This is a genomic window from Nocardia panacis (assembly GCF_003598715.1).
GTDB lineage: Bacteria > Actinomycetota > Actinomycetes > Mycobacteriales > Mycobacteriaceae > Nocardia > Nocardia panacis.
In genome coordinates this window covers 1,072,955-1,094,255 of the sequence record NZ_QZFU01000016.1, presented here as the reverse complement: position 1 = coordinate 1,094,255, position 21,301 = coordinate 1,072,955, and the positions used below count along the sequence as shown (strand labels likewise).

Below are 21,301 nucleotides of genomic sequence, written 5' to 3'. Positions count from 1 at the left end.
CGAAGAAAAACCGTGCCTATGCGTAACACCCCCCACCGTGGTGACCGATAGCCACCATGAAGCAGGACCCAGAACATAGCGGGGAATGGAGAAAGACAGTGCGTACGACGTTTCCGACTTCCATCTCGGCGGCCGAGGTGACCGCCGCGGCGCAGGATTACACCGAGCGCGGGTGGACGGTTGCCGAAACGGCCAACGGGCTGTGCCTGATCACCGATGCGGAGATCTCGGGCATCGAGGTCCGGGGCGAGCTGGCCGCCGATGTGCGCCGTTTCCTCGAGGCCAATGATCTGGCCGGTCCGGTCATCGTGATTCCGGGCGTGGAGCGCCGCGAGATCCACCTCGTCACCGCGGTCGCCAAGGCCGAGATGGCGATCGAGGGACTGAAGGCCGCCGGCGCGGTGGTGTACACCGACGGTGCGGGCATTCCGCTGCCGCCGACTCAGCTCTCGGCGGGTTCGGCCAGCTGGAGCATCGCGCCGGCTGAGGCCCGCTGGGTCCCGCCGGTGGTCGCGCTGGGTGCGGCGGTTCGCTCGGCGAGCACCCGTCGCCGGGCGCGGCTCACCCTCGCCTGCTGAGGCTGCCCACCGGCAACCCCACCCGCACCGCACGGCCCACTCCGCAAAAGGCCGTCAACGACCGATACCGCGACGGTATCGGTCGTTTCCGCGTCTCAACACCACGAATACTTTTGTGATCCAAGACATTCCGCCCGGTCGGCACTGCCAATCGGACGCAATCGCCTGCGCCGACTCGGCCCGCACCGCACTTTCGCCGCGATTCCGCAGCCTCGCCAGGGCTTCGCGCCTAAAATTGACGCGATTTCGGATGCGGACGGCCGGCTCCGGCGAACCGCGAGCATCCCGGTTCTGCCCAGCAATTCCGGCGAGACAGGGGGCGCGGATGCCCGAAACGCGGTGCGGCAGTGAGGGAGAACACACTCTCCAGGACCAATACGGGTCACAGGAGCGCGCGCACCGCTTCTACGACGATCAGGTGCTCGATCACCTGAACCCCACCATGATCGAATTCGTCGCCCGGATGGATATGGCGTTCATCGCCACCGCCGACAAGACGGGCGAGTGCGATGCGAGCTTGCGAGCCGGACTGCCCGGCTTCCTGCACGTGATCGACGAGCGCACCCTCGCCTATCCGGAGTACCGGGGCAACGGCGTCATGGCCTCCCTCGGCAATATCCTGGAGAACCCGCACGTCGGGATCCTGCTCGTCGATTTCGTGCGCGACCTGATCGGCCTGCACATCAACGGTTCGGCCCATATCGTGGCCGACGAGCGCCTGCGCGCGAGCGTGCCCGGCCTGCCCGACCGACACAGCCTGCGCGGTCGCATGACCGAGCGCTGGGTGGTGGTCGAGGTCGAGGAGGCCTACATCCACTGCCGCAAGCACATTCCACATCTATTGCCCGCCGCCCGCGCGGCCCGTGAATGGGGCACCGACAACGCCCGCGCCAAAGGCGGCGACTATTTCGGCGCGAAGGCGGGCCGGGTCACCGCCGCTCTCGCCGACGGCAGCGGCGGATCCCGAGAACTGCCCGGCCTCAGTGGATCTTGAAGATCACGGCCCGCTGCACCACGAAATTGATCACCGTCGCGGTCCCCTGCGCCACCACGAAGGCCAGTGCCTGCCGCCACCACACCTCCGGCAGTGTGATGTACATCAAGGCATTGATACCCACCTGCACCGCGAAGGTCACCGCGTACAGCACGACCACCGCGATGAATCTGGCCCGGCTCGGCGCGGCCTGAAAAGTCCAGCGCCGATTGATCAAATACGCCGTTGTGGTGCCCACGATGAAACTCAGCGATTTGGCGATCTCGCGCGGTAGACCGATCAGATTGAACAGCAGGCTGTAGAGACCGAAATCCACCACGGCGGACAGGCCGCCGGTGAGTCCGAATCGGATGATCTGCGTTTTCAGGTCGACATCGGTACCGCCCGGCTCGTCGACAAGCGGCAGTTCGGCCGGGAGCGGCAGGTGAGGTTCGGCGGGCACGGCGTCGAGCGTATCCGCCCGCGCACCCCGGCGCGGTGCGCGCACCGCCCACCGCCCACCAGCGGTCGCGACTCCGGTTCCCCCGATACCTGTAGCCTCTATGCCGATGTCCACGAAAGCTTCGACCGCCACCACCGATACCGGCACCGCCGCCGCGGGCAGCTTTGGTTTGCCCACGCGGGTTCGGTCGCTGACCGGGTGGGGTCGCACCGCGCCAACCACCGCAGAAGTGCTCTCGACCGGCGATCCGGAGTTGATCGCCAAGGCCGTCGCCATGGTCGCCGAGGACAACGATGCCAAGCCCGCCCACCTGCGCCGCGGCGTCATCGCGCGCGGACTCGGCCGCTCCTACGGCGACCACGCCCAGAACGCGGGCGGCCTGGTCATCGATATGTCGGCACTGAACAACATCCACCGCATCGATCGCGACACCCGGATCGTCGACGTGGACGGCGGGGTGAGCCTGGATCAACTGATGAAGGCCGCGCTGCCGTTCGGTCTGTGGGTTCCGGTGCTGCCCGGCACCCGCCAGGTGACCATCGGCGGCGCGATCGCCTCCGATATCCATGGCAAGAACCACCACAGCGAGGGCAGCTTCGGCAATCACGTGCGCTCGATCGAGCTGCTCACCGCCGACGGCGCTGTACAGACCATCTCCCCGAAGCGCAATGCCAAGCTGTTCTGGGCCACCGTCGGCGGTAACGGCCTGACCGGCATCATCCTGCGGGCCACCATCGAGATGGCGCCGACCGAAACCGCCTACTTCCGCAACGACGGTGTGAAGACCACCACCCTCGACGAGACCATCGCCGCGCACAGCGACGGCAGCGAGGCAGACTACACCTATTCCAGCGCCTGGTTCGACGTGATCAGCCCGCTGCCGAAATTGGGCCGGGCCACCATCACCCGCGGTCGGCTGGCCAAGGTGGACGAACTGCCCAAGCGGTTGCAGAAGAAGCCGCTGAAATTCGACGCGCCGCAATTGCTGACGGTGCCGGATATCTTCCCGAACTGGACGATGAACAAGCTGACGCTGCAGGCGATCGGCGAGGCGTACTACGCCATGGGCGGCGACTACACCGGCAAGGTGCAGAACCTGACCCAGTTCTATCACCCGCTCGACATGATCGCGGAGTGGAACCGCGGCTACGGTTCCAATGGCTTCCTCCAGTACCAGTTCGTGGTGCCGACCGAGGCGGTCGAGGAGTTCAAGAAGATCATCATCGATATCCAGGCGTCCGGGCACTACTCGGCGCTGAATGTGTTCAAGCTGTTCGGGGCGGGAAACCAAGCGCCGCTGAGCTTCCCGATGCCGGGCTGGAACATCTGCGTCGACTTCCCGATCAAGCCGGGCCTCAATGAGCTGGTCACCGAACTGGATCGGCGCGTGCTGGAATTCGGCGGGCGGCTCTACACCGCGAAGGATTCGCGGACCACTGCGGCCACCTTCCACCAGATGTACCCGAGGATCGACGAGTGGATCAAAATCCGCCGCAGTGTCGATCCCACAGGCGTTTTCATGTCCGATATGGCACGAAGGCTGGAGCTGCAATGATCAATGCCGTTGGCAACCCCCAGTCGATTCTGCTGCTGGGCGGCACCTCCGAGATCGGTTTGGCGATCGTCGCGGAATACCTGCGCAAATCGCCCGCGCGCGTGGTGCTCGCGGCACTGCCGGGCGATCCGCTGCGCGCGGAGTCGGTGGCGCAGATGGAGGCGGCGGGCGCGAGCGAGGTGCACGTCGTCGATTTCGACGCGCTCGATACCGACAGCCACCCCAAGGTCATCGAATCCGCCTGGGACGGCGGCGATGTGGATGTGGCCATCGTGGCCTTCGGCGCGGACGGCGACGCCGAGGAGCTGTGGCAGAACCAGGCCAAGGCGGTGAAGATCGCCGAGATCAACTACACCGCTTCGGTTTCCGTCGGTGTGCTGCTCGGCCAGAAGTTCAAGGCACAGGGGTTCGGTCGGATCATCGCCATGTCCTCGGTGGCGGGCGAGCGGGTCAAGCGCGCCAATTTCGTGTACGGCTCGAGCAAGGCCGGACTCGACGGGTTCTACCTCGGACTCGGCGAGGCGCTGCGCCCGTACGGGCCTCGGGTGCTGGTGGTGCGGCCGGGTCAGGTGCGCACCAAGTTCTCCGCGCACGTCAAAGAGGCCCCGCTCACCGTCAACAAGGAAGATGTGGCGGCACTGGCGGTCTCGGCCTCCAACCGGGGCAAGGAACTGGTCTGGGCGCCGGGTCCGTTCCGGTTCGTCATGATGATCCTGCGTCACATCCCGCGCCCGATCTTCCGGCGGCTGCCGATCTGATCACCGCCGCTGCGCGTCCCCTCGGTGTTCCTCCCACCCCGCGGCACTTCTCCCTCCCGTGCGCACATTGGTTACGCTGACCGGCGCACGGGCGGGAGCAACCGAGAATCCGGAGGCAGCGTGAGCGGCGGAGTCGCCAGATGACCAGCGTGAGCAGCGAGCGGCCCGGCCGCGCGGCGATATTCGGCCGACTGGTCGGCTCCGGGCTCGGCGAGGCGGCATTGGCGGCGCTGGTCGCCCTGGTGGTGGCGGGCGTCGGTCTGACGGCCTTCGCGACGGTGCACTGGCCCGCGTTCAATTCCTCCAATGTGACCCGCGCGCTCACCACCGTGGGGCAGGTGGTCTGCGCGGTGGCGCTCATCGCCGCGATCTGGCTCGCTCGACGGCAACGCCCCCGATGGCTCGCCAAACTGCTTGCCTGGGCCGGAATCTCGGGATTCGTCACGGTCACCCTCGGCATGCCGCTGGCAGCGACCAAACTGTATCTGCTCGGAGTCTCGGTGGATCAGGAGTTCCGCACCGAATACCTGACCAGATTCACCGATACCGCCGCGCTGCGCGATATGACCTACGCGGACCTGCCGCCCTTCTATCCGGCGGGCTGGTTCTGGATCGGCGGCCGGGTGGCGCATCTGCTCGGGCGGCCGGGCTGGGAGATCTTCAAACCGTATGCCATCGCCTCGCTGGCGGTGGCGGCGGTCCTCGGATATGTGCTGTGGTCCAAGCTGATTCGTGCCGACTGGGCCATCGCGGTGAGCGCGGCTGTGACGGTGGTCGCCCTCACCTACGCCGCGCCGGAAGCTTATAGCGCGGTGCTGGTCATCCTGCTGCCGCCGGTGCTTGTGCTCGCGTGGGGGGCGCTGTATCGGCCCGTCGAGTACGCCGGTGGCGGCGAGTCGACGGCGGGCGGCTGGGGCGCGGTGCTGGGAACCGGTCTGTTCCTCGGGGTCTCGGCCACGTTCTACACGCTGTACACGGTGGTGGCCGCCTGCGCCGTCGGGCTCATGGCGCTGCTCGCCTGCGCTGCGGCGCTGTGGCGGCGGCATGGGCGGCGGGCGGACCGATCGCGGTTCGCCCTGCTGTGGCCGATTCTGTCGCGGCTCATCGCGATCGGCGTCATCGCCGGGTGTATAGCGCTGGTTACCTGGGCGCCCTACCTGCTCGAATTGGTGTCCAAGCCCGCCGCGAAATCCGGTAGCGCACTGCACTATCTGCCGGAGTCCGGCGCCGAACTGCCGCTGCCCATGGCGGATTTCTCGCTGCTGGGCGCGCTGTGCCTGCTCGGCACGGTATGGCTGGTGGTGCGGGCGGCCTCCTCCCGACGCGCCCAAGCGCTCGGGATCGGGGTCGTGGCCATCTACCTGTGGGCACTGCTGTCGATGGCCGCGACGGCCGCCGGGACCACGCTGCTGTCGTTCCGTCTGGAGCCGGTGCTACAGGTGCTGTTGGCGGCGGCGGGCGCCTTCGGATTCGTCGAAGGGGCGCGGGCGATCTACCGGGCGTGCAACGAGCCCAACCGTTTTCGGGTCGCCGCGGTCGCACTGGCGATCATCGGCGGGCTCGCCTTCGCGCAGAATATTCCGACCGTCCTCACCCCCGAGATCACCACCGCGTACACCGATACCGACGGTGCGGGGAACCGCGCCGATCAGCGCGACCCCTCGGCTGTCAGCCACTACCGCGAGATCGATGCGAAACTGCTGGCACAGACCGGACGCCCCCGCGCCGAGACGGTGGTGCTCACCGCCGACACCAGTTTCCTGGCCTTCTATCCGTACTACGGATTCCAAGCGCTCACCTCGCACTACGCGAATATGCTCGCCGACTTCTCCGGTCGCGCCGCCGTCATCGATTCGTGGAGCAAGCTCGATACCTCCGCCGCGCTGCTCGACGCGCTCGACAGATCCCCGTGGCGCGCGCCCGACGCCTTCCTGTTCCGACGCGAAGGACAGACATACACGCTGCGGCTGGCCAGGGATGTGTATCCGAACGATCCGAATGTGCAGCGCTACACCGTCTCCTTCCCCGCCGAACTGTTCGCCGATCCGCATTTCACCGCCACCGATATCGGGCCGTTCACCTTGATTACGGTGCGGCGGTAGCCGCTATGCCCGAGCGGGCCTGCTAGGCGTACCTCCGCCTCCGCTCCGGCCATGCGCAGGTCTACCGACGACTTCGTCGGCAGCGCCCATTGGGCGTACCTCCGCATTCGCTGCGGCCCTGCGCGGGTCTTCGGACGGCTACGCCGACAACGCCCGTTAGCATCAACGACCGTGCGACCGGACCCCTCGACACCCGCGTTCACCCGCTACCGCCTGCTGGCGCTCGTCTCCGGATTTCTCGGATTCGCGCTGGCGCTGCTGACACCGCTGCTGCCGGTGCGGGAGGACCGGGCGACGCTGGACTGGCCCCAGCCGGGCGCGGCGAGCGTCGAGGCGCCGCTGGTCTCCTATGTGCCGCTGAAGTTCGAGGCCACGCTGCCGTGCGCGCTGCTGCCCGCCTCCGGAACCGTGCTGTCGACGGTTCCGGTGGATTCGGGTCAGGCCGCCACCAAGGGTCTGGTCGTCACGGTGACCGATGGCACGCTCGCGGTGCTGCTGCGCGATATCCCCATGCTGTCCGCGCCGGTCGCCGAGATCACCGGCTGCCAAGGCGTGGCGGTCACCTCGACCGCCGAGGCCACCACCGTCGAATTCACCGGCGCGCACCGGCTCGACGGGACCGCCTTCACCAATACCGTCACCCGCGATATCCGGCCGCAGGTGGTGGGGATGTTCACCGATCTGCCCGCCGATCGACTCGACGGCGCGCGCGCGCATCTGGATATCGACTCGCGCTTCTCCTCCACCCCGTCCTGGCTCAAACTTGCCGCCATGATCGCGGCGGCGGTGTGCACGCTCGTAGCGCTGTTCGCGCTGCACCTGCTGGACACCTCCGACGGGCGCAGGCCCCGACGTTTCCTGCCTCGGCACTGGTGGCGTTTCACCCTGGCCGACGCCGCGGTGCTCGGCACGCTCGCGGTCTGGCACTTCCTCGGCGCGAACACCTCCGACGACGGCTACATCCTGAATATGGCCAGGGTTTCCGAACCTTCGGGCTATATGGCCAACTACTACCGCTGGTTCGGGGTGCCCGAGGCGCCCTTCGGCTGGTCCTACGAGGTGCTGGCCTGGATGACCCGCGTCACCGACGCCAGCCCGTGGATGCGGCTGCCCGCGCTGGCGGCGGGTGTCGCCTGCTGGCTGGTGATCAGCCGGGAGGTGCTGCCGCGCTTGGGTGCTCGGGTGCGACGCAACGGAATCGCGCTCTGGACAGCGGGTTTGGTCTTCCTCGCCTTCTGGCTGCCCTATGACAATGGTCTGCGCCCCGAACCGCTCATCGCCGCCGGCGCGCTGCTGACCTGGTGCTCCATCGAACGCGCCATCGCCACCGGGCGACTGCTGCCCGCCGCGGCGGCGGTGCTCATCGCCGCGTTCTCCCTCGCCGCCGGACCGACCGGCTTGATCTGCGTGGCCGCGCTCATCGCGGGCTCACGGCCGGTATTGCAGATCATCATCAAGCGGGCGCGCGGGCGCGGACCGGCCGCACTGCGCTACGGCGCGCTGCTGGCGCCGGGACTGGCCGCCGGGACCCTGGTGCTCACCGTGGTTTTCGCCGATCAGACGCTGGCCACCGTCATGGAGGCCACCAGGGTGCGCACCCTCGTCGGCCCCAATGTGGCGTGGTTCGACGAGCGCACCCGCTGGGATTCGCTGTTCATGCTGGCCCCCGACGGTTCGCTGTCGCGCCGCTTCGGCGTGCTGGTCATGCTGCTGTGCCTGCTGGTCTGCGTGCTCCAGGTGCTGCGCAAGGGCCGCATACCGGGTACCTCGCGCGGTCCGTCGGTGCGCATCCTCGGCATCGTCTTCGCCTCGCTGCTGTTGATGATGTTCACCCCCACCAAGTGGACCCACCACTTCGGCGTCTACGCCGGGCTGGCCGGATCGCTGGCCGCGTTGGCCGCGGTGGCGGTGGGCAGCAATGGGATTCGCTCCTCCCGCAATAGGGCGCTGTTCGCGGCGGCGGTGCTGTTCCTGCTGGCGCTGACCTTCACCGGCTCCAATGGCTGGTGGTACGTGTCCAGCTACGGCGTGCCGTGGTGGGACAAGGCCCCGCTCATCGCGGGCAAGGGCTTTTCGACGCTGTTCCTCGGGCTGAGTGTGCTCGCGCTGCTGTGGGCGCTGTGGGAGCACTACCGCGACCCGTATCGAAAGCGTACGGAGCCCACGCGTTTCGATCGCATAGCCGCCGCCCCTCGGGCTGTCGCGGCTGCCCCGCTGACCATCGCGGCCGCCGCGCTGGTGCTGTTCGAGGTGGCCTCGCTGGCCAAGGCGGCCGTCACCCAGTACCCGGCCTACTCGGTCGCCAAGCAGAACCTGAACTCCTTGGTGGGCAAGCCGTGCGGCCTCGCCGACGAGGTGCTGGCGGAGACCGATACCGCCGATTCGCTGCTGACCCCGTACACCGGGTCGCCCGCCGACGGATTGGCCGCGCAGGCAACGGGATTCACCCCCAACGGGGTGGCCGCCGACCTGACCGCCGACGCGGACGAGACGGTGACCGGCGGCGCGAACTCGGTCAGCACCGACTCCAAGAACAAGACCTCGCACACCACCGGCGCGGGCACCGGCGGCGGCAAGAACACGCGAACCGGCCTCAATGGCAGCACTGTCAAACTGCCTTTCGGCTTGGATCCGGCCAAGACGCCGGTCATGGGCAGCTATGCGGAGGGTGAGCAGCAGGTCGCCACCATGACCTCCCGGTGGTACCGCTTCGACCGACCCGACGATCCGGCCTACCGGGTGCTGGCCATTACCGCGGCGGGCCGGATCCGCTCCGTCGACGCCGACGGCGTCACCACCTACGGCGCGGACCTGCGCCTGGAATACGGTGTGCGCGAAGCGAACGGCGAGGTGCGGACACTCGGCTCGGTGCTGCCCCTCGATATCGGCCCCGCGCCGAGCTGGCGCAACCTGCGCGTCCCGCTGGACAAACTGCCCGCCGACGTCGACGCCGTGCGCCTGGTGGCCGAGGATCGCGACATCACCCCGCGCATCTGGCTGGCCGTGACCCCGCCCCGACTGCCCCGCCTCGCACCGCTGAATTCCCTTGTGAAACCGGATGATCCAAAGGGCGCGGGCGATCCCGTCCTGCTCGACTGGCATGTCGGCCTCGCCTTTCCCTGCCAGCGGCCCTTCTACCATCACGACGGTGTCGCCGAGATCCCGCGCTGGCGGATCCTGCCGGACCGTGTCGGCCAGGACGCCTCGAATGCCTGGCAGGACGATATCGGCGGCGGCCCACTGGGCTGGACCGGCCTGCTGCTCAACGCGCAGACCATCCCCACCTACCTCGACCACGACTGGTCCAAGGACTGGGGCGCACTGGAGAAATTCACCCCGTGGACCTCGGCCGCACCGGCCGAGATCGGTGTCGAGGTCGAGACTCGCGGCGGGTGGGCCAAAGACGCGCCCATCAAGGCCCGATAGTCGGCCCTTTTACTGCCACAGGGGATTTGATGTGCTGACGACTCGCCGGTAGCGACGTAATCTGAGCAGCATGACCGCCTTCGATGATATGGATCTGCGTGATCTCGTCGGGCTGCTCAGCGAAGAAGAGCAGCGGGAACTGCGCCCTGCGGTGCTCCGGGTGCTGAACCGGTTACCCGATCAGGAGGTGCTGCGGCGCGAATTGCACTGCAGGATGAGCAAAGTGTGATCCGTATCGAACGAGCAGCCCCTGGAAAGCAATTCGGCCCGATGCGGTGAGAACGCATCGGGCCGAACCTATTTCGGGAGGCTAGAACACCCTGAGCCGACCAGGGGTCCACCAACCCCAGCGCTCGGCCGTTCCGGTCTCGAGCTGTGCCGGGGTGGCCCGGTAGTACTGGTCGTAGCGCTCGAGCGAACCCCAGTCGCGTGCCCAGTCGTGCTCGAGATAGGTGGGCACCGACACCGAGTGCGCCATCATCTGCGCCCAACCCAGCAGCCCGCCGAACTCCTCTGCCTGCCAGGTATTGGTCGAGCTGATGGCCAGCGGACGATCCGGCAGGATGCGGTAGCCGGGCACCTCCGCGACGCCGTTCTTGTGATCGAGGGGCCGCTGGCACGGGAACTGCAAGCCCACCGCCCAGTCCTCCAGGATCGGCTGCTGCGAACCGAGGAAGGTGTTGAGCGGCTCCAACTTCGGCATCCGGGGCGGGGTGAAGGCCAACCACTGATCGCCGATCAGGATCGGATCATTGGCCAGGATGCGCACCGCGTCGGCCTCCGGGGCCAGCGCGTCGAGCGGGATGCGCAGATTGCGCCAGGACGGGAACGGCCCGATATCGCGCGGCAGGTAGGTGCCCAGCCGCTGCACGCTGCCGTCGTCCTGCTTCTTGCCGTACTCGACCAGCAGCGACTGCCCGTACTTCTCCGAACCGGTGTCGTCGACGGACAGGATGCGACCGGCGGCCGAGATGACCACCAGCGGCTTGTCCGCCGCGCGCGGGGCGAGCTGATACCAGCTCGACACCAGATGCGCGGGCTGCTGCATACCGCTCTGATAGCTGCCCATGATCGGGGTGGTCGCCGGATCGAGACCGAAGGGCAATGCCACGGTGCTGCCATTGACACCGCGCGACCCCTTGCCGCCGCCGGTGCCCGCGCTCTGCCCCTTCTCGAAGGCCGCGCCGACAGACTGGGTGGAGGTGTTGCCGGTGCCCGGTTTGACCTCGACGCTGTCGGCGGACAGGTCGTCGGGGACGCCATTCGGATCGAAGGCCACCGGATCCGGACCGGCGAGCGGATCACCGTTCTTGTTCGGGTGGGCCGGATCCTCGATGGGCGCCAGGTTGCCCGCGTTCACATCCGCCTCGACCAGCACGTCATTGGCCAGACCACACGAATTGCCGGTCAGCGCATCGTAATTCGAGCGGGCCAGCGAATACGCCGGATACTGCGAGTACGCGCCCTTGACCAGCGAGAGCACCTCCAGCGCCACCATGCCCGCCGCCACCAGCGTGAGCGGGATCGCGGCGAAACGCCGAATCTGTCTGCCGCGCGTCGACTTCGGCCCCGCCTTGGCGCCCACGTACTCCTCCCGCAGCGCCAACCAGGCCACCAGCGCCAGCGCCAATCCGAACAGCGCCAGCATGAGCGTGTTGGACTGGTGGCCACTCAGCGAGATGGGCTTGTCGAACCACGGCACCCCGAAGCTGGATACATACCAGTAGCCGTTGATGCCGGAGAAGGAGATCGCGAGCACGAACATCAACCCGGACAGGAAGATCGCGCGATTCTTGCTCGCCCGCAGCGCGCTCGCCGACACCGCGACGGCCGTGACCGCCGCCAGTGAACCCGCGATCCCGGCGTAGGCGCCGAAGTGGTGGGTCCACTTGGTCGGGTTGAACATCATGAAGAAGATGGTGCCGAGCACGACACCCATCAACCGCCAGGTCGGACCGCTGGAGATACCCGGCACCCGCCTGCGCCGCAGCAGCACCAGCATGGTGGTGAACAGGCACAGCAGCATGATCAGGAAGGCGAACCGGCGCGGCAGCGAACCGTCGACCGTCTGCACGAACAGGTAGTAGTAGCGCAGATAGTCCTCGTACCAGGCCAGATTCGGACCGGCCAACTGCCGGACCCGGTTGGCCTCCTGGATACCCGCGAAGGTCTGATCGCTGTAGACCACCGTCAGCACCAGCACACCGGCCGCCAGGATCGGCGCGAGCAATGGCAGCGTCGCACTCCAACCGCCGTAGCCCTTGGCCAGGAAATCGCGTCTGCGGCGCACCACGATCTTCACCATCGGCCGGATGCCCGCGAGCAGCGCCGCCACACACATCAACCCGGTGGGGGCGGCGGCCAGCGTGAACGCCGCCACCAGCACCGCGACCCCGGCGGGCAGCAACCTGCCGGTGGCGATGGCCCGCTCGATGGAGACCCAGGTCAGCAGCGCGCCGAGCGCGACGATCGGCTCCGAGCGCAGACCGTTGTCATAGGGCAGCCAGAAGGCCAGGAACACCAGTCCGCCCGTCCACAGCGCCACCTTGCTGAGCCGCACGCCGCGACCGAGCCGGGGCACCACCTCGCGGCTGATCACCATCCAGCAGAGGATGGCGCAGAACAGCGCGGGCAGCCGCACCCACGGGCTGGCCGTGGAGATCTGGGCGAACGCCTGGATGACGTAGTAGTACCAGCCGAACGGCGCCTCGGGCACGCCGTACCAGCGGAAGTAGTTGGCCATATAGCCCGCGTGCGGGGCCACCCGGACCATGGTGAGGATGTAGCCGTCGTCGGAGGTGTTCGCGCCGACGAAATGCCACAGCAGCAGCGTGCCGATCACCGCGCCGTCGACCCAGGTGAAGCGCAGCCAGTTGGCGGGAAGGAAGCGGCGATGACCGCGACCGTCGCTGGCGTCCAACCTGGCCAGCGCGCCCAGCGCGATGAGGGTGCCGAGCACTGCGGCGATCATCGCCGTCAGCTTGATCCAGGTGGGGCTGGAGGAGAAGCGGGTATCGACGGTCATATTGAGCGACAGCCCGGCAGGGGCGGCGCCCTGCAGATCGGTGAAGACGCCCACCACCTGCGGGCGCAGATCCAGCACCATCTCATTGCGGACCGGTTCGCCCTTGTCATTGGTCAGGCCCTGGAACTCACCGATGGTCCGGTTGATATCCGAGTCGATGACCAGCGCCGTACATTCGCCCATCTTCTCGCGCGGCGCGCTCACCACCACCGCGTTGCGGTCCACCACATCCACCGTGGTGTCCGAGACGCGGACGAACATCGCCTCCAACGCGGCCCTGTCGCCCTGCGGCGGCGCGGTCGCCAACAGCATGCCGCCCTGCGCGGGCAGTTCGGCCACCGCCGCACACGGGATACTGGCCCGCAGATCGATCGGCACCTGCGACATCAGCGGCGCCTGCACGCTGCCCAGCGTGCCGCCCTGCGGCCAGTTCAACTCCGCCGTCGTCTGCGTCACCGGCAGGAACGGCGTCGCCAACGCGAACAGCGCCCCCAGCACCCCCGCGATCAGCGCTATCAGGCGCGCCGTGCGGAAGTCACGCGAAGTCGCCGCCGGAGCGGGGACCACCTTTGTCAGGACTGCTGTAGCGGCGTCGGGCACGATTGGCAATGCTAGCGGGTGCAATAGATCACTGCGGCTCCGCCGCGATTACGACACCGGCGACTCCACCGCGAATGCGGCCCTCCCGCCCCACCGCGAATGCGACCCTGCGGCCCCGCCGCGAAAACGATCCTGCGGCTCCACCGCGAATGCGACCCTGCGGCTCCGCTGCGAATGCGACACCACGGCTCCACCGCGAATACCACACTGCGGCTCCGCCGCGAATACCGCACCGCGCGCAAGTCCGTGGCGCGCCGAGATATTCGGGAAATCGGGCAGGCATGGGAAGGTAGGGGTATGACCAAGGTGAATCTCGAGACCAACTACGGAAAGATCGTCCTGGATCTGGACGATGCCAAAGCGCCGAATACGGTGCGCAACTTCGTGGACTACGTCAACGCGGGCCACTACAACGGCACCATCTTCCACCGCGTCATCCCCGGTTTCATGATTCAGGGCGGCGGCTTCACCACGGAGATGAAGCAGAAGGGCACCCAGGCCCCGATCCAGAACGAAGCCAACAACGGCCTGAAGAACAACCGCTACACCGTGGCCATGGCGCGCACCAATGATCCGCATTCGGCCACCGCGCAGTTCTTCATCAATGTCGCCGACAACGATTTCCTGAACCACTCCGCACCGAACCCGTCCGGGTGGGGTTACGCGGTTTTCGGCAGCGTCGCCGAGGGCAATGACGTGGTCGACAAGATCGCCGCCGTCTCCACCTCCTCGAAGGGCGGGCACCAGGATGTGCCGCGCGACGACGTCGTGATCGAATCCGCCGCGCTGGCCGCCTGATTCGCCACTCAGCGAAGTCGACAGAGATAGGGCCGCACCCCATCGGGTTGCGGCCCTAATCTTTTGCGGTTCGATCGGCTATAGCGGCAGCAGGTGATGCTTGCGCGGATTGCGGGCCAAACTCTTGTCCCGCAGCAATTGCAAGGCGCGTCGCAATTCCAGCCGCGTCGTCGCGGGCTCGATCACCGCGTCGATATAGCCGCGCTCGGCCGCCACCCACGGCGTGGCCATGGTCGCGTTGTAGAAGTCGATCATCTGCTGCCGCATGGCCGCCCGCTGCTCCTCCGGGGCCGCCGCCAACTGCTTACCGCCGATGAGCGATACCGCGCTCTCCGCACCCATCACCGCGATACGCGCCGTCGGCCAGGCCAGATTCACATCCGCGCCGAGCTGTTTGGAACCCATCACGGCATACCCGCCGCCATAGGATTTGCGGATCACCACCGTCACCTTGGGCACCGTGGCCTCCACGAAGGAGAACAGGAATCGGCCGCCGCGCTTGATGACGCCGATCTTCTCCTGTTCCACACCGGGTAGGAATCCCGGTGTGTCCACGACGAATACCAGCGGAATCTCGAACGCGTCGCAGAGGCGCACGAAATGGGCCGCCTTATCCGAGGCTCTGGCATCGAGCGCGCCCGCGTACACCATCGGCTGATTGGCCACCACACCGACGCTGCGCCCGTCCACCCTGGCGAATCCGGTGATGATATTGCGGCCCGCCGTCGCGCCCACCTCGTGGAACGCACCGTCGTCGAAGATGCGCAGCAGAATCTCGTGCATATCGTAGCCGGCGTTATCCGAGTCCGGCACAAGCGAATTCAGCTCCAGATCCGAATCCGTCGTATCCGGCTCCAGGCCGGGATTCACCACCGGGGCCAGTTCCTGACAGCTGGTCGGCAGATAGCTCAAATACTCGCGCACCCAACGGAATGCGGCCGCCTCGTCCTCGGCGACGTGGTGGATATTGCCGTACTCGGCCTGACTGCGCGCGCCGCCCAATTCCTCCAGACTGACATCCTCGCCGGTGACCTCGCGAATCACCTTGGGACCGGTGACGAACATGTACGCCTCCTCGGTCGCCACCACCACATCGGTATTGATCGGGGCGTAGACGGCGCCACCCGCGCATTTGCCGAGGATCATCGAAATCTGCGGCACCAGGCCCGAAAGCGGCTCCTGGCGACGCCCCAGCTCGGCATACCAGGCCAGCGAGGTCACCGCCTCCTGCACCCGCGCACCACCGGAATCATTGATACCGACCACCGGGCAGCCGACCCGCGCCGCGAACTCCATGATCCCGGCCACCTTGCGGCCGAACATCTCCCCCACCGAGCCGCCGTACACGGTCTGATCGTGGGAGAACACCGCGATGGGGCGCCCCTCGACCAATCCGTGCCCGACCACGACGCCATCGCCGTACAGCGCCGCCGGATCGCCCGGTTTGCGCACCAGCGCGCCGATCTCGACGAAACTGCCGGGATCGAGCAGCATATTGATCCGGTCGCGGGCGCTCGGAATACCTTTGCGCGCCCGCTTGGCCACTCCCGCTTCACCCGCGGGCTCCTGCGCGAGCTCCAGGCGTTCGCGCAGGTCGGCGAGTTTCTCAGCGGTGGTGCTCACTTGGCCCCTTTCGCCTCGATCTCCGCGAGCTTCGCGGTCAGATCCGCGCCGATGCGCCCGATGCGCGGCTCGTCCACGATCTGCAGATGATCGCCCGGAATGTGGATGACCTCGAGGTTCTCCATGTATTCGTCCCAGCCGCCATTGGGCCTGCGCTCGGCGAAACGCGGCTCGAGTTCGATCATGCCGTCGTGGTAGATGTCGGCGAGGTAGAGCGTCACGGCGCCGCCGTAGTACGACGGCGAGATCCGCTGCAGTTCGCGGCTATCGATCCACGAGGTGCGCTGATGTTCGAGCACACCGCCGGGAATCTTGGTGCCGCTCAACCTGGCCAGATCGCCGATCATCTTGATCTGCTCGCCATCGGACGCCTCGGCCAGCGTCCGCACCTGCTCGGGCGACAGATCGCCCTCGACGTTGTAGGTCTTCTTCGCGAAGGCCTGGTAGCGCTCGATCCGACGGATCCGCTCCTCGGGACTGTTGTCCTCGAGCTCGACCGGGATGGCCAGATCGATCAGGCCGACCATGCGCACCTCCGCGCCCTCGGCCCGCAGCAGCTGCGCGACCTGCAGCGCCAGCACCGCGCCCAGCGACCAGCCGTAGAGCACATACGGTCCGTCGCCCTGGATCTTGCGCAGCTCGGGCAGATACTGGCGCGCCCGCTCCTCGATCGAACCGTCCACCCGCTCGAATCCGTACATCGGCGTCTCGGCGGGCAACCGCTTCAGCAGCGGCTCATAGACCAGGGTGTTGCCGCCGGAGGCGTGGAAGACGAAGACCGGCACCGCATTCGAACCCGCGGCGCGCGGACGCAGCGGACGCACGAACCCGTCCACCTCATTGCCCGAATCCTGCAGCTCGCGCACGATATCGGCGAGCTGCTCGATGGTCTCGCAGTCGAGCACATCGTCCACGGTGACCTCCGCGCCGATGCGCTCGGTCAGCCGGGCCGCCAACTTCTCGGCCAATTCCTCCTCGAGGATCGGCAGGTTGTTGAAGATGCCGCCCGCCGACTTGCCGGTCACGATCGCCCACGAAGCGAAGGTCAGGCGCTCGGCGTTGTCGCGCGGCGGGACATCGTCCTCGGCTCCCTGCGCAGGTGCGGGCGCCACGGCGGGTGCGGGCGTCGGGGCAGGTGCGGGCGCCTCCTCGTGTGTGAGCACCGCGGCGGCCTCGATCGGCAGCGGTGTGGACTCGCGCACCGGTTCGGGAGCCGAAACCGGCTCCGCCGCAGGCGCGACAGTCACCGCCGCAGGCGCAACAGGCGCTGCCACAGGTGAAGTCGGAGCGGGCGCGGCGTCGACAGCCGAATCGCCCTCGGCGGCAGCACGCACGGCGGCGGCCGGATCGCCGCCCGCCGCGAGGGCGGCGCGCGCGGCGCCCGCGAAATCGTCCGCGCCGAGTTCGCCCGCCTCGCCCGCAGCCTGCTTATCCGCCATGGCCTGGACTTCGTCGCGATGCTCCACCGCGTAGCGCAGCACCTTGGCGACCTCGGACAGGCTGGCGTCGCGCACGGCCGAGATCTGCAACTGCGGAATGTCGAATTCGTATTCGACGCGGTTCTTGATGCGCATGGCCATGAGCGAGTCGAGGCCCAGTTCCATGAGCGGGATCTCCATGGGGATGTCCTCGACGGCGTAGCCCATGGATTCGGCGACGATCAGCGCCAGCCGCTGCTCCAGGGTCTGGGTGCCATGGGGATCCCAACGGTCGCCGAAGGTTTCGACCACGTCGAGTTCGGCGCTGACCGCGACGTCGGTGCCCGCCGTGGCCGGAACGGCCTCGGCGACAGCGATTTCCGGCAGCGGCGCGGCGGAAGCGACCACCGCGTCGAACAGCAGCCGGAACGACGCGCCCTCCTTGGCGTGCACCTGCACCGAAGCGCCGCCCGGATGCCGGGTGAGCGTGGTGGTCAGCGTGCCCGATGTGGGCACCGCGCCGTGCGGAATGCTCGCGCCGAGCGACATCTCGCTCAGCACCTGCGCGGCGGCCGAACGCACCAGCGCGGCGAGATCGGTGACGGCCTCGGCCCGCACCTCCCACGCGTGCCGCCCATCCGGCAGCGCCACATGCGCGCCGGGGACGGCGCCGCCGCCACCGGTGGACATGCGGACGTTGGGCCAGAACTCCTTGCGCAGGAAGACGGTGCGCGGAATATCGGCGTAGTCGCCCGCGGGCAGCAGCGAGGGCAGATCCACCCGGTGCCCGTGCACATACAGCTGGGCCAGCGCGGCGATTACACCCGCCGACTCGTCCTCTTTGCGCTTGAGCGTCGGGATGAGCTGCGCGTCGTGCAGACCCGAGGCGAAGGTGGTGCCCAGCACCTGCATGAGCGCCACCGAATTCGGGGCCAGCTCGAGGAAGGTGGTGTGCCCGATATCCACGGCCAGCTTCACCGCATTGGTGAAGTACACCGCGTGGCGCATGTTCTTGACCCAGTAGTCCTCGATGTGGATCGGGCCGTTGCCGGGGCGGTAGAACTGCTCCTTGTTGACCGTCGAGAACAGGCCGGTCTGCAAGCGGCTCGGTTCGATACCCGCGAGTTCGGCGGCGAGTTCGCCCAGCAGCGGATCCATTTGGGAGGTGTGACCCGCACCGCGCGTCTGCAGCACCCGCGCGAACTTCCCGGCCGCCTCGACCTGCGCGACGATGGCCGCCACCTGGTCGCGCGGGCCGCCGATCACGGTGTTGGTCGGGGCCGCGAACACCGCCATCTCGACATCCGGGAACTGCGGCAGCATCGCCTCGATCTCGGCGGCGCCCAACTCGACGATGGCCATATTGCGCACATCGGCGTCGGAGATCATGGCCTCGCCCTCGCCCATCAGGCGCGAGCGGGCACAGATGACGCGGACGGCGTCCTCCAGGTTCAGGCCGCCGGAGATATAGGCGCCCGCCACCTCGCCCATCGAATGACCCACCACGGCTTCGGGTTCCGCGCCGTGCGCGCGCAGCACGGCCGCCAGGCCGATCTGAATGGTGAAGATGCCGACCTGCGAGGTGCCGACGTCGTAGTCCTGGGCGTCGTCCAGGATCATCTCGCGGATCGAGTAGCCCGCCTCGTCCAATACCAGTTCGTCGACCTGGTCGACGGCACGGCGGAAGATCGAATTCTCCTGGTAGAGCTGTTTGCCCATCTTGCGGTGCTGCGCGCCGAAGCCCGCCATGACCCACACCGGTCCCATGGCGGCGGGGGCGTCGGCGGTGAAGACACCGGTGCCCGGTTTGCCCGCGGCGATGGCGCGCAAACCGACCACGGCCTGCTCGTGCGTGGTGGCCGGCACCGCGCCGCGCGAACGCCAATGGCTGCGCTTGGCCAGCGAACGGGCCACGTCGATCAGCGGGGTCGCCTGTCCCGCTTCGCTTTCCAGCCAGTCGGCCAGGTCGGCGGCGGCGCGGCGGCGGCGCGAGGGCAGGTAGCCGGAGACGGCCAGGATGACCGGCAGCGGCTCGACGCGTTCGGCCGACCACTCGGGTTCCGGCGAATCGGTCTGCGCCGCCAAGGCTTCGATGGCGGACTCGACGGCGACGGCCACCGCCTCGGTATCGTCGACGGTCGAATCGCTCTCGGCGACAACCGATTCCGATGCGGGGACATACTCCTGCACGACGACGTGCGCATTGGCCCCGCCGAATCCGAATCCGGAGATGCCGACGGTCGCGACGCCGCTGTAGCGCGGGAACTCCGTCGGCTCGGTGACCACGCGCAACCGCGCCTGATCGAAGGGAATGTGCGGACTCGGCCCGGTGTAGTTGATATTCGGCGGAATGACGTTGTGCTGGAACGCCATGAGCACCTTGGCCAGGCTCGCCGCACCCGCACCCGATTCCAGGTGGCCGAAGTTGGTCTTGGCCGAGCCGAGCAGTGCGGGCCGGTCCGCATCGCGGCCGCGGCCGATCACCCGCGCCAGCGCGTCGGCCTCCACCGGATCGCCGATGGCGGTGCCGGTGCCGTGCGCCTCGATGTAGTCGACCTCGGTGGGTTTGATGCCCGCGTCGCGGTAGGCGCGGCGCAGCACCTCGGCCTGTGCGTCCGGATTCGGCGCGACGATGCCATTGGAGCGGCCGTCGTTGTTGATGGCGGATCCCTTGACCACGGCCAGGATTCGGTCGCCGTCGCGTTCGGCGTCGACGAGGCGCTTGAGCACCACCATGCCGCCGCCCTCGGCGCGCACCATACCGTCGGCGTCCTTGGAGAACGCTTTGATGTGGCCGTCCTTGGCGACACCGCCATTGCGGTCGAACCCGAGCGAGGCCATCGGCGAGAGCATCAGGTTGAGACCGCCCGCCACCGCGAGATCCGCCTCGCCCGCGCGCAGCGCGCTCACGGCCTGATGCACCGCGACCAAAGTCGAGGAGCATGCGGTGTCCATGGCCACGGAGGGGCCGCGGAAGTCGAAGAAATAGGAGACGCGGTTGGCGATCAGCGCGCTGACGCTGCCGAGAATGGCATACGCCTCCGCGGAGGCCGGAGTCTTGGCGTCGGTCTTGCCGAGGCCGAGCGCGGCGATCAACTGGAACTCATTGCTGGAGGAGCCGACGAAGACACCGACCGGCGTGCCGCGCAACTGGCTGGCCGGAATTCGGGCGTGCTCCAACGCCTCCCAGGTCAACTCCATGGCGAGGCGCTGCTGCGGATCGACCCGCTCGACCTCGACCGGGGACATGGCGAAGAATTCCGCGTCGAATCCCTTGATGACCGAGGCGTCGAGATAGCCGCCGAGGGTATTGGCCTCGGCCACCGCCCGCGCCACCTCCGGTTCGCTGGTGAACTCCTCCCAGCGACCTTCGGGCAATTCCCGAATGGCGTCGCCACGATTGATCAGGAATTCCCAGGTGGATTCGGGCGTATCGCCCGCCGAGGGCAGGCGGGTGGACAGGCCGACAATGGCGATATCGTGCGCCTCGTCGGCCGAAATGGACTGATAGAAGGCATCATCGACGAATTGTTCCGGAATGTCCGGTTCGCCATTGATGATTCGCTCCGCCAACGAGGCGATGGTGGGATGCTGATACACCACCGTCGCGGTGAGGATCACGCCGGTGACGTCCTCGATATCCCCGCCGAGGGCGAGCATATCGCGCGAGGCCAGCCCGAATTCCTCCATCGGACGATCCACCGTGATCAACTCGAGGGACTGACCCGTCGCCTCGGCGATCCACTTGCGCATCCACTCCCGCAACTCGGGCACCGATATATCCGTGGTGGCACCGGTTTTCAACGCCTCGTTGCCGACCAGGAAGTCGGGCGAGATACCGGCGGCCTCGGCCGCGGCGGGATCGATCTCGGTCTGGGGCGTGCCCTCGTTGTCAGCCATCAATTCCTCAAGCTACCTGTCTGCGTACCGGCGGCGCCGCGGAACTGACGCTCGGTGGGTGGGTGTCTGGCAACCCCACCGG

12 protein-coding genes are annotated in these 21,301 nt (G+C 67.6%); 8 read left to right on the top strand and 4 right to left on the bottom strand.

Annotation, left to right across the window (positions count from 1 at the left end; all coding sequences use genetic code 11):
* Positions 1 to 98: 98 nt before the first annotated feature.
* Together D5S18_RS13160 and D5S18_RS13155 are read left to right on the top strand one after the other, a co-directional pair.
* Complete coding sequence (locus D5S18_RS13160; RefSeq protein ID WP_120040306.1) at positions 99 to 578, top strand: hypothetical protein; 480 nt, start codon at positions 99 to 101, stop codon at positions 576 to 578.
* A 325-nt stretch (positions 579 to 903) separates the two neighbouring features.
* Complete coding sequence (locus tag D5S18_RS13155) at positions 904 to 1,572, top strand: pyridoxamine 5'-phosphate oxidase family protein (RefSeq protein ID WP_120040304.1); 669 nt, start codon at positions 904 to 906, stop codon at positions 1,570 to 1,572.
* Here D5S18_RS13155 and D5S18_RS13150 read toward each other — a convergent pair.
* The gene (locus D5S18_RS13150; protein WP_120040733.1) at positions 1,559 to 2,014 is read right to left on the bottom strand and encodes a GtrA family protein; all 456 of its coding nucleotides are present in this window, start codon (positions 2,012 to 2,014) and stop codon (positions 1,559 to 1,561) included. The two genes, D5S18_RS13155 and D5S18_RS13150, sit on opposite strands and share 14 nt — an antisense overlap.
* A 106-nt stretch (positions 2,015 to 2,120) precedes the next feature.
* On the opposite strand from D5S18_RS13150, the gene dprE1 reads away from it, so the two are divergent.
* The 5 genes from dprE1 (at position 2,121) to D5S18_RS35315 (ending at position 10,084) form a co-directional block, all read left to right on the top strand.
* Entirely contained in the window at positions 2,121 to 3,569 is a 1,449-nt protein-coding gene (gene dprE1 / locus D5S18_RS13145; protein ID WP_439651111.1) for a decaprenylphosphoryl-beta-D-ribose oxidase, read from the top strand.
* Positions 3,566 to 4,327 (top strand): decaprenylphospho-beta-D-erythro-pentofuranosid-2-ulose 2-reductase, encoded by a 762-nt coding sequence (dprE2, locus tag D5S18_RS13140; RefSeq protein ID WP_120040302.1) that lies wholly within the window; start codon positions 3,566 to 3,568, stop codon positions 4,325 to 4,327. Before dprE1 ends, dprE2 begins: the two co-directional genes overlap by 4 nt.
* 140 nt (positions 4,328 to 4,467) lie before the next feature.
* Entirely contained in the window at positions 4,468 to 6,429 is a 1,962-nt protein-coding gene (locus D5S18_RS13135; RefSeq protein ID WP_120040300.1) for a galactan 5-O-arabinofuranosyltransferase, read from the top strand.
* Positions 6,430 to 6,600: 171 nt separating this feature from the next.
* The gene (locus tag D5S18_RS13130) at positions 6,601 to 9,855 is read left to right on the top strand and encodes an arabinosyltransferase domain-containing protein (protein ID WP_239003706.1); all 3,255 of its coding nucleotides are present in this window, start codon (positions 6,601 to 6,603) and stop codon (positions 9,853 to 9,855) included.
* Between the two features lie 70 nt (positions 9,856 to 9,925).
* The gene (locus D5S18_RS35315; RefSeq protein ID WP_203236696.1) at positions 9,926 to 10,084 is read left to right on the top strand and encodes a hypothetical protein; all 159 of its coding nucleotides are present in this window, start codon (positions 9,926 to 9,928) and stop codon (positions 10,082 to 10,084) included.
* Between the two features lie 81 nt (positions 10,085 to 10,165).
* On the opposite strand, the gene D5S18_RS13125 is transcribed toward D5S18_RS35315, so the two are convergent.
* The gene (locus D5S18_RS13125) at positions 10,166 to 13,480 is read right to left on the bottom strand and encodes an arabinosyltransferase domain-containing protein (protein WP_120040296.1); all 3,315 of its coding nucleotides are present in this window, start codon (positions 13,478 to 13,480) and stop codon (positions 10,166 to 10,168) included.
* 297 nt (positions 13,481 to 13,777) lie between these two features.
* On the opposite strand from D5S18_RS13125, the gene D5S18_RS13120 reads away from it, so the two are divergent.
* Positions 13,778 to 14,278 (top strand): peptidylprolyl isomerase, encoded by a 501-nt coding sequence (locus D5S18_RS13120; protein ID WP_120040729.1) that lies wholly within the window; start codon positions 13,778 to 13,780, stop codon positions 14,276 to 14,278.
* Between the two features lie 78 nt (positions 14,279 to 14,356).
* On the opposite strand, the gene D5S18_RS13115 is transcribed toward D5S18_RS13120, so the two are convergent.
* Positions 14,357 to 15,901, bottom strand: a complete 1,545-nt coding sequence (locus D5S18_RS13115) for an acyl-CoA carboxylase subunit beta (RefSeq protein WP_120040294.1) — start codon at positions 15,899 to 15,901, stop codon at positions 14,357 to 14,359.
* Positions 15,898 to 21,219 carry a polyketide synthase Pks13 gene (pks13, locus tag D5S18_RS13110; RefSeq protein ID WP_120040292.1) on the bottom strand — a complete coding sequence of 1,774 codons (5,322 nt, stop codon included), beginning with the start codon at positions 21,217 to 21,219 and terminating at the stop codon, positions 15,898 to 15,900. Before pks13 ends, D5S18_RS13115 begins: the two co-directional genes overlap by 4 nt.
* Positions 21,220 to 21,301 lie beyond the last annotated feature (82 nt).

What these genes read in the sequence shown, in the direction of transcription:
- D5S18_RS13155 (WP_120040304.1), top strand. Translation starts at nt 904, where the DNA reads ATGCCCGAAACGCGGTGCGGCAGTGAGGGAGAACACACTCTCCAGGAC.
- dprE1 (WP_439651111.1), top strand. Translation starts at nt 2,121, where the DNA reads ATGTCCACGAAAGCTTCGACCGCCACCACCGATACCGGCACCGCCGCC.
- dprE2 (WP_120040302.1), top strand. Translation starts at nt 3,566, where the DNA reads ATGATCAATGCCGTTGGCAACCCCCAGTCGATTCTGCTGCTGGGCGGC.
- D5S18_RS13135 (WP_120040300.1), top strand. Translation starts at nt 4,468, where the DNA reads ATGACCAGCGTGAGCAGCGAGCGGCCCGGCCGCGCGGCGATATTCGGC.
- D5S18_RS35315 (WP_203236696.1), top strand. Translation starts at nt 9,926, where the DNA reads ATGACCGCCTTCGATGATATGGATCTGCGTGATCTCGTCGGGCTGCTC.
- D5S18_RS13120 (WP_120040729.1), top strand. Translation starts at nt 13,778, where the DNA reads ATGACCAAGGTGAATCTCGAGACCAACTACGGAAAGATCGTCCTGGAT.
- pks13 (WP_120040292.1), bottom strand. Translation starts at nt 21,219, where the DNA reads ATGGCTGACAACGAGGGCACGCCCCAGACCGAGATCGATCCCGCCGCG.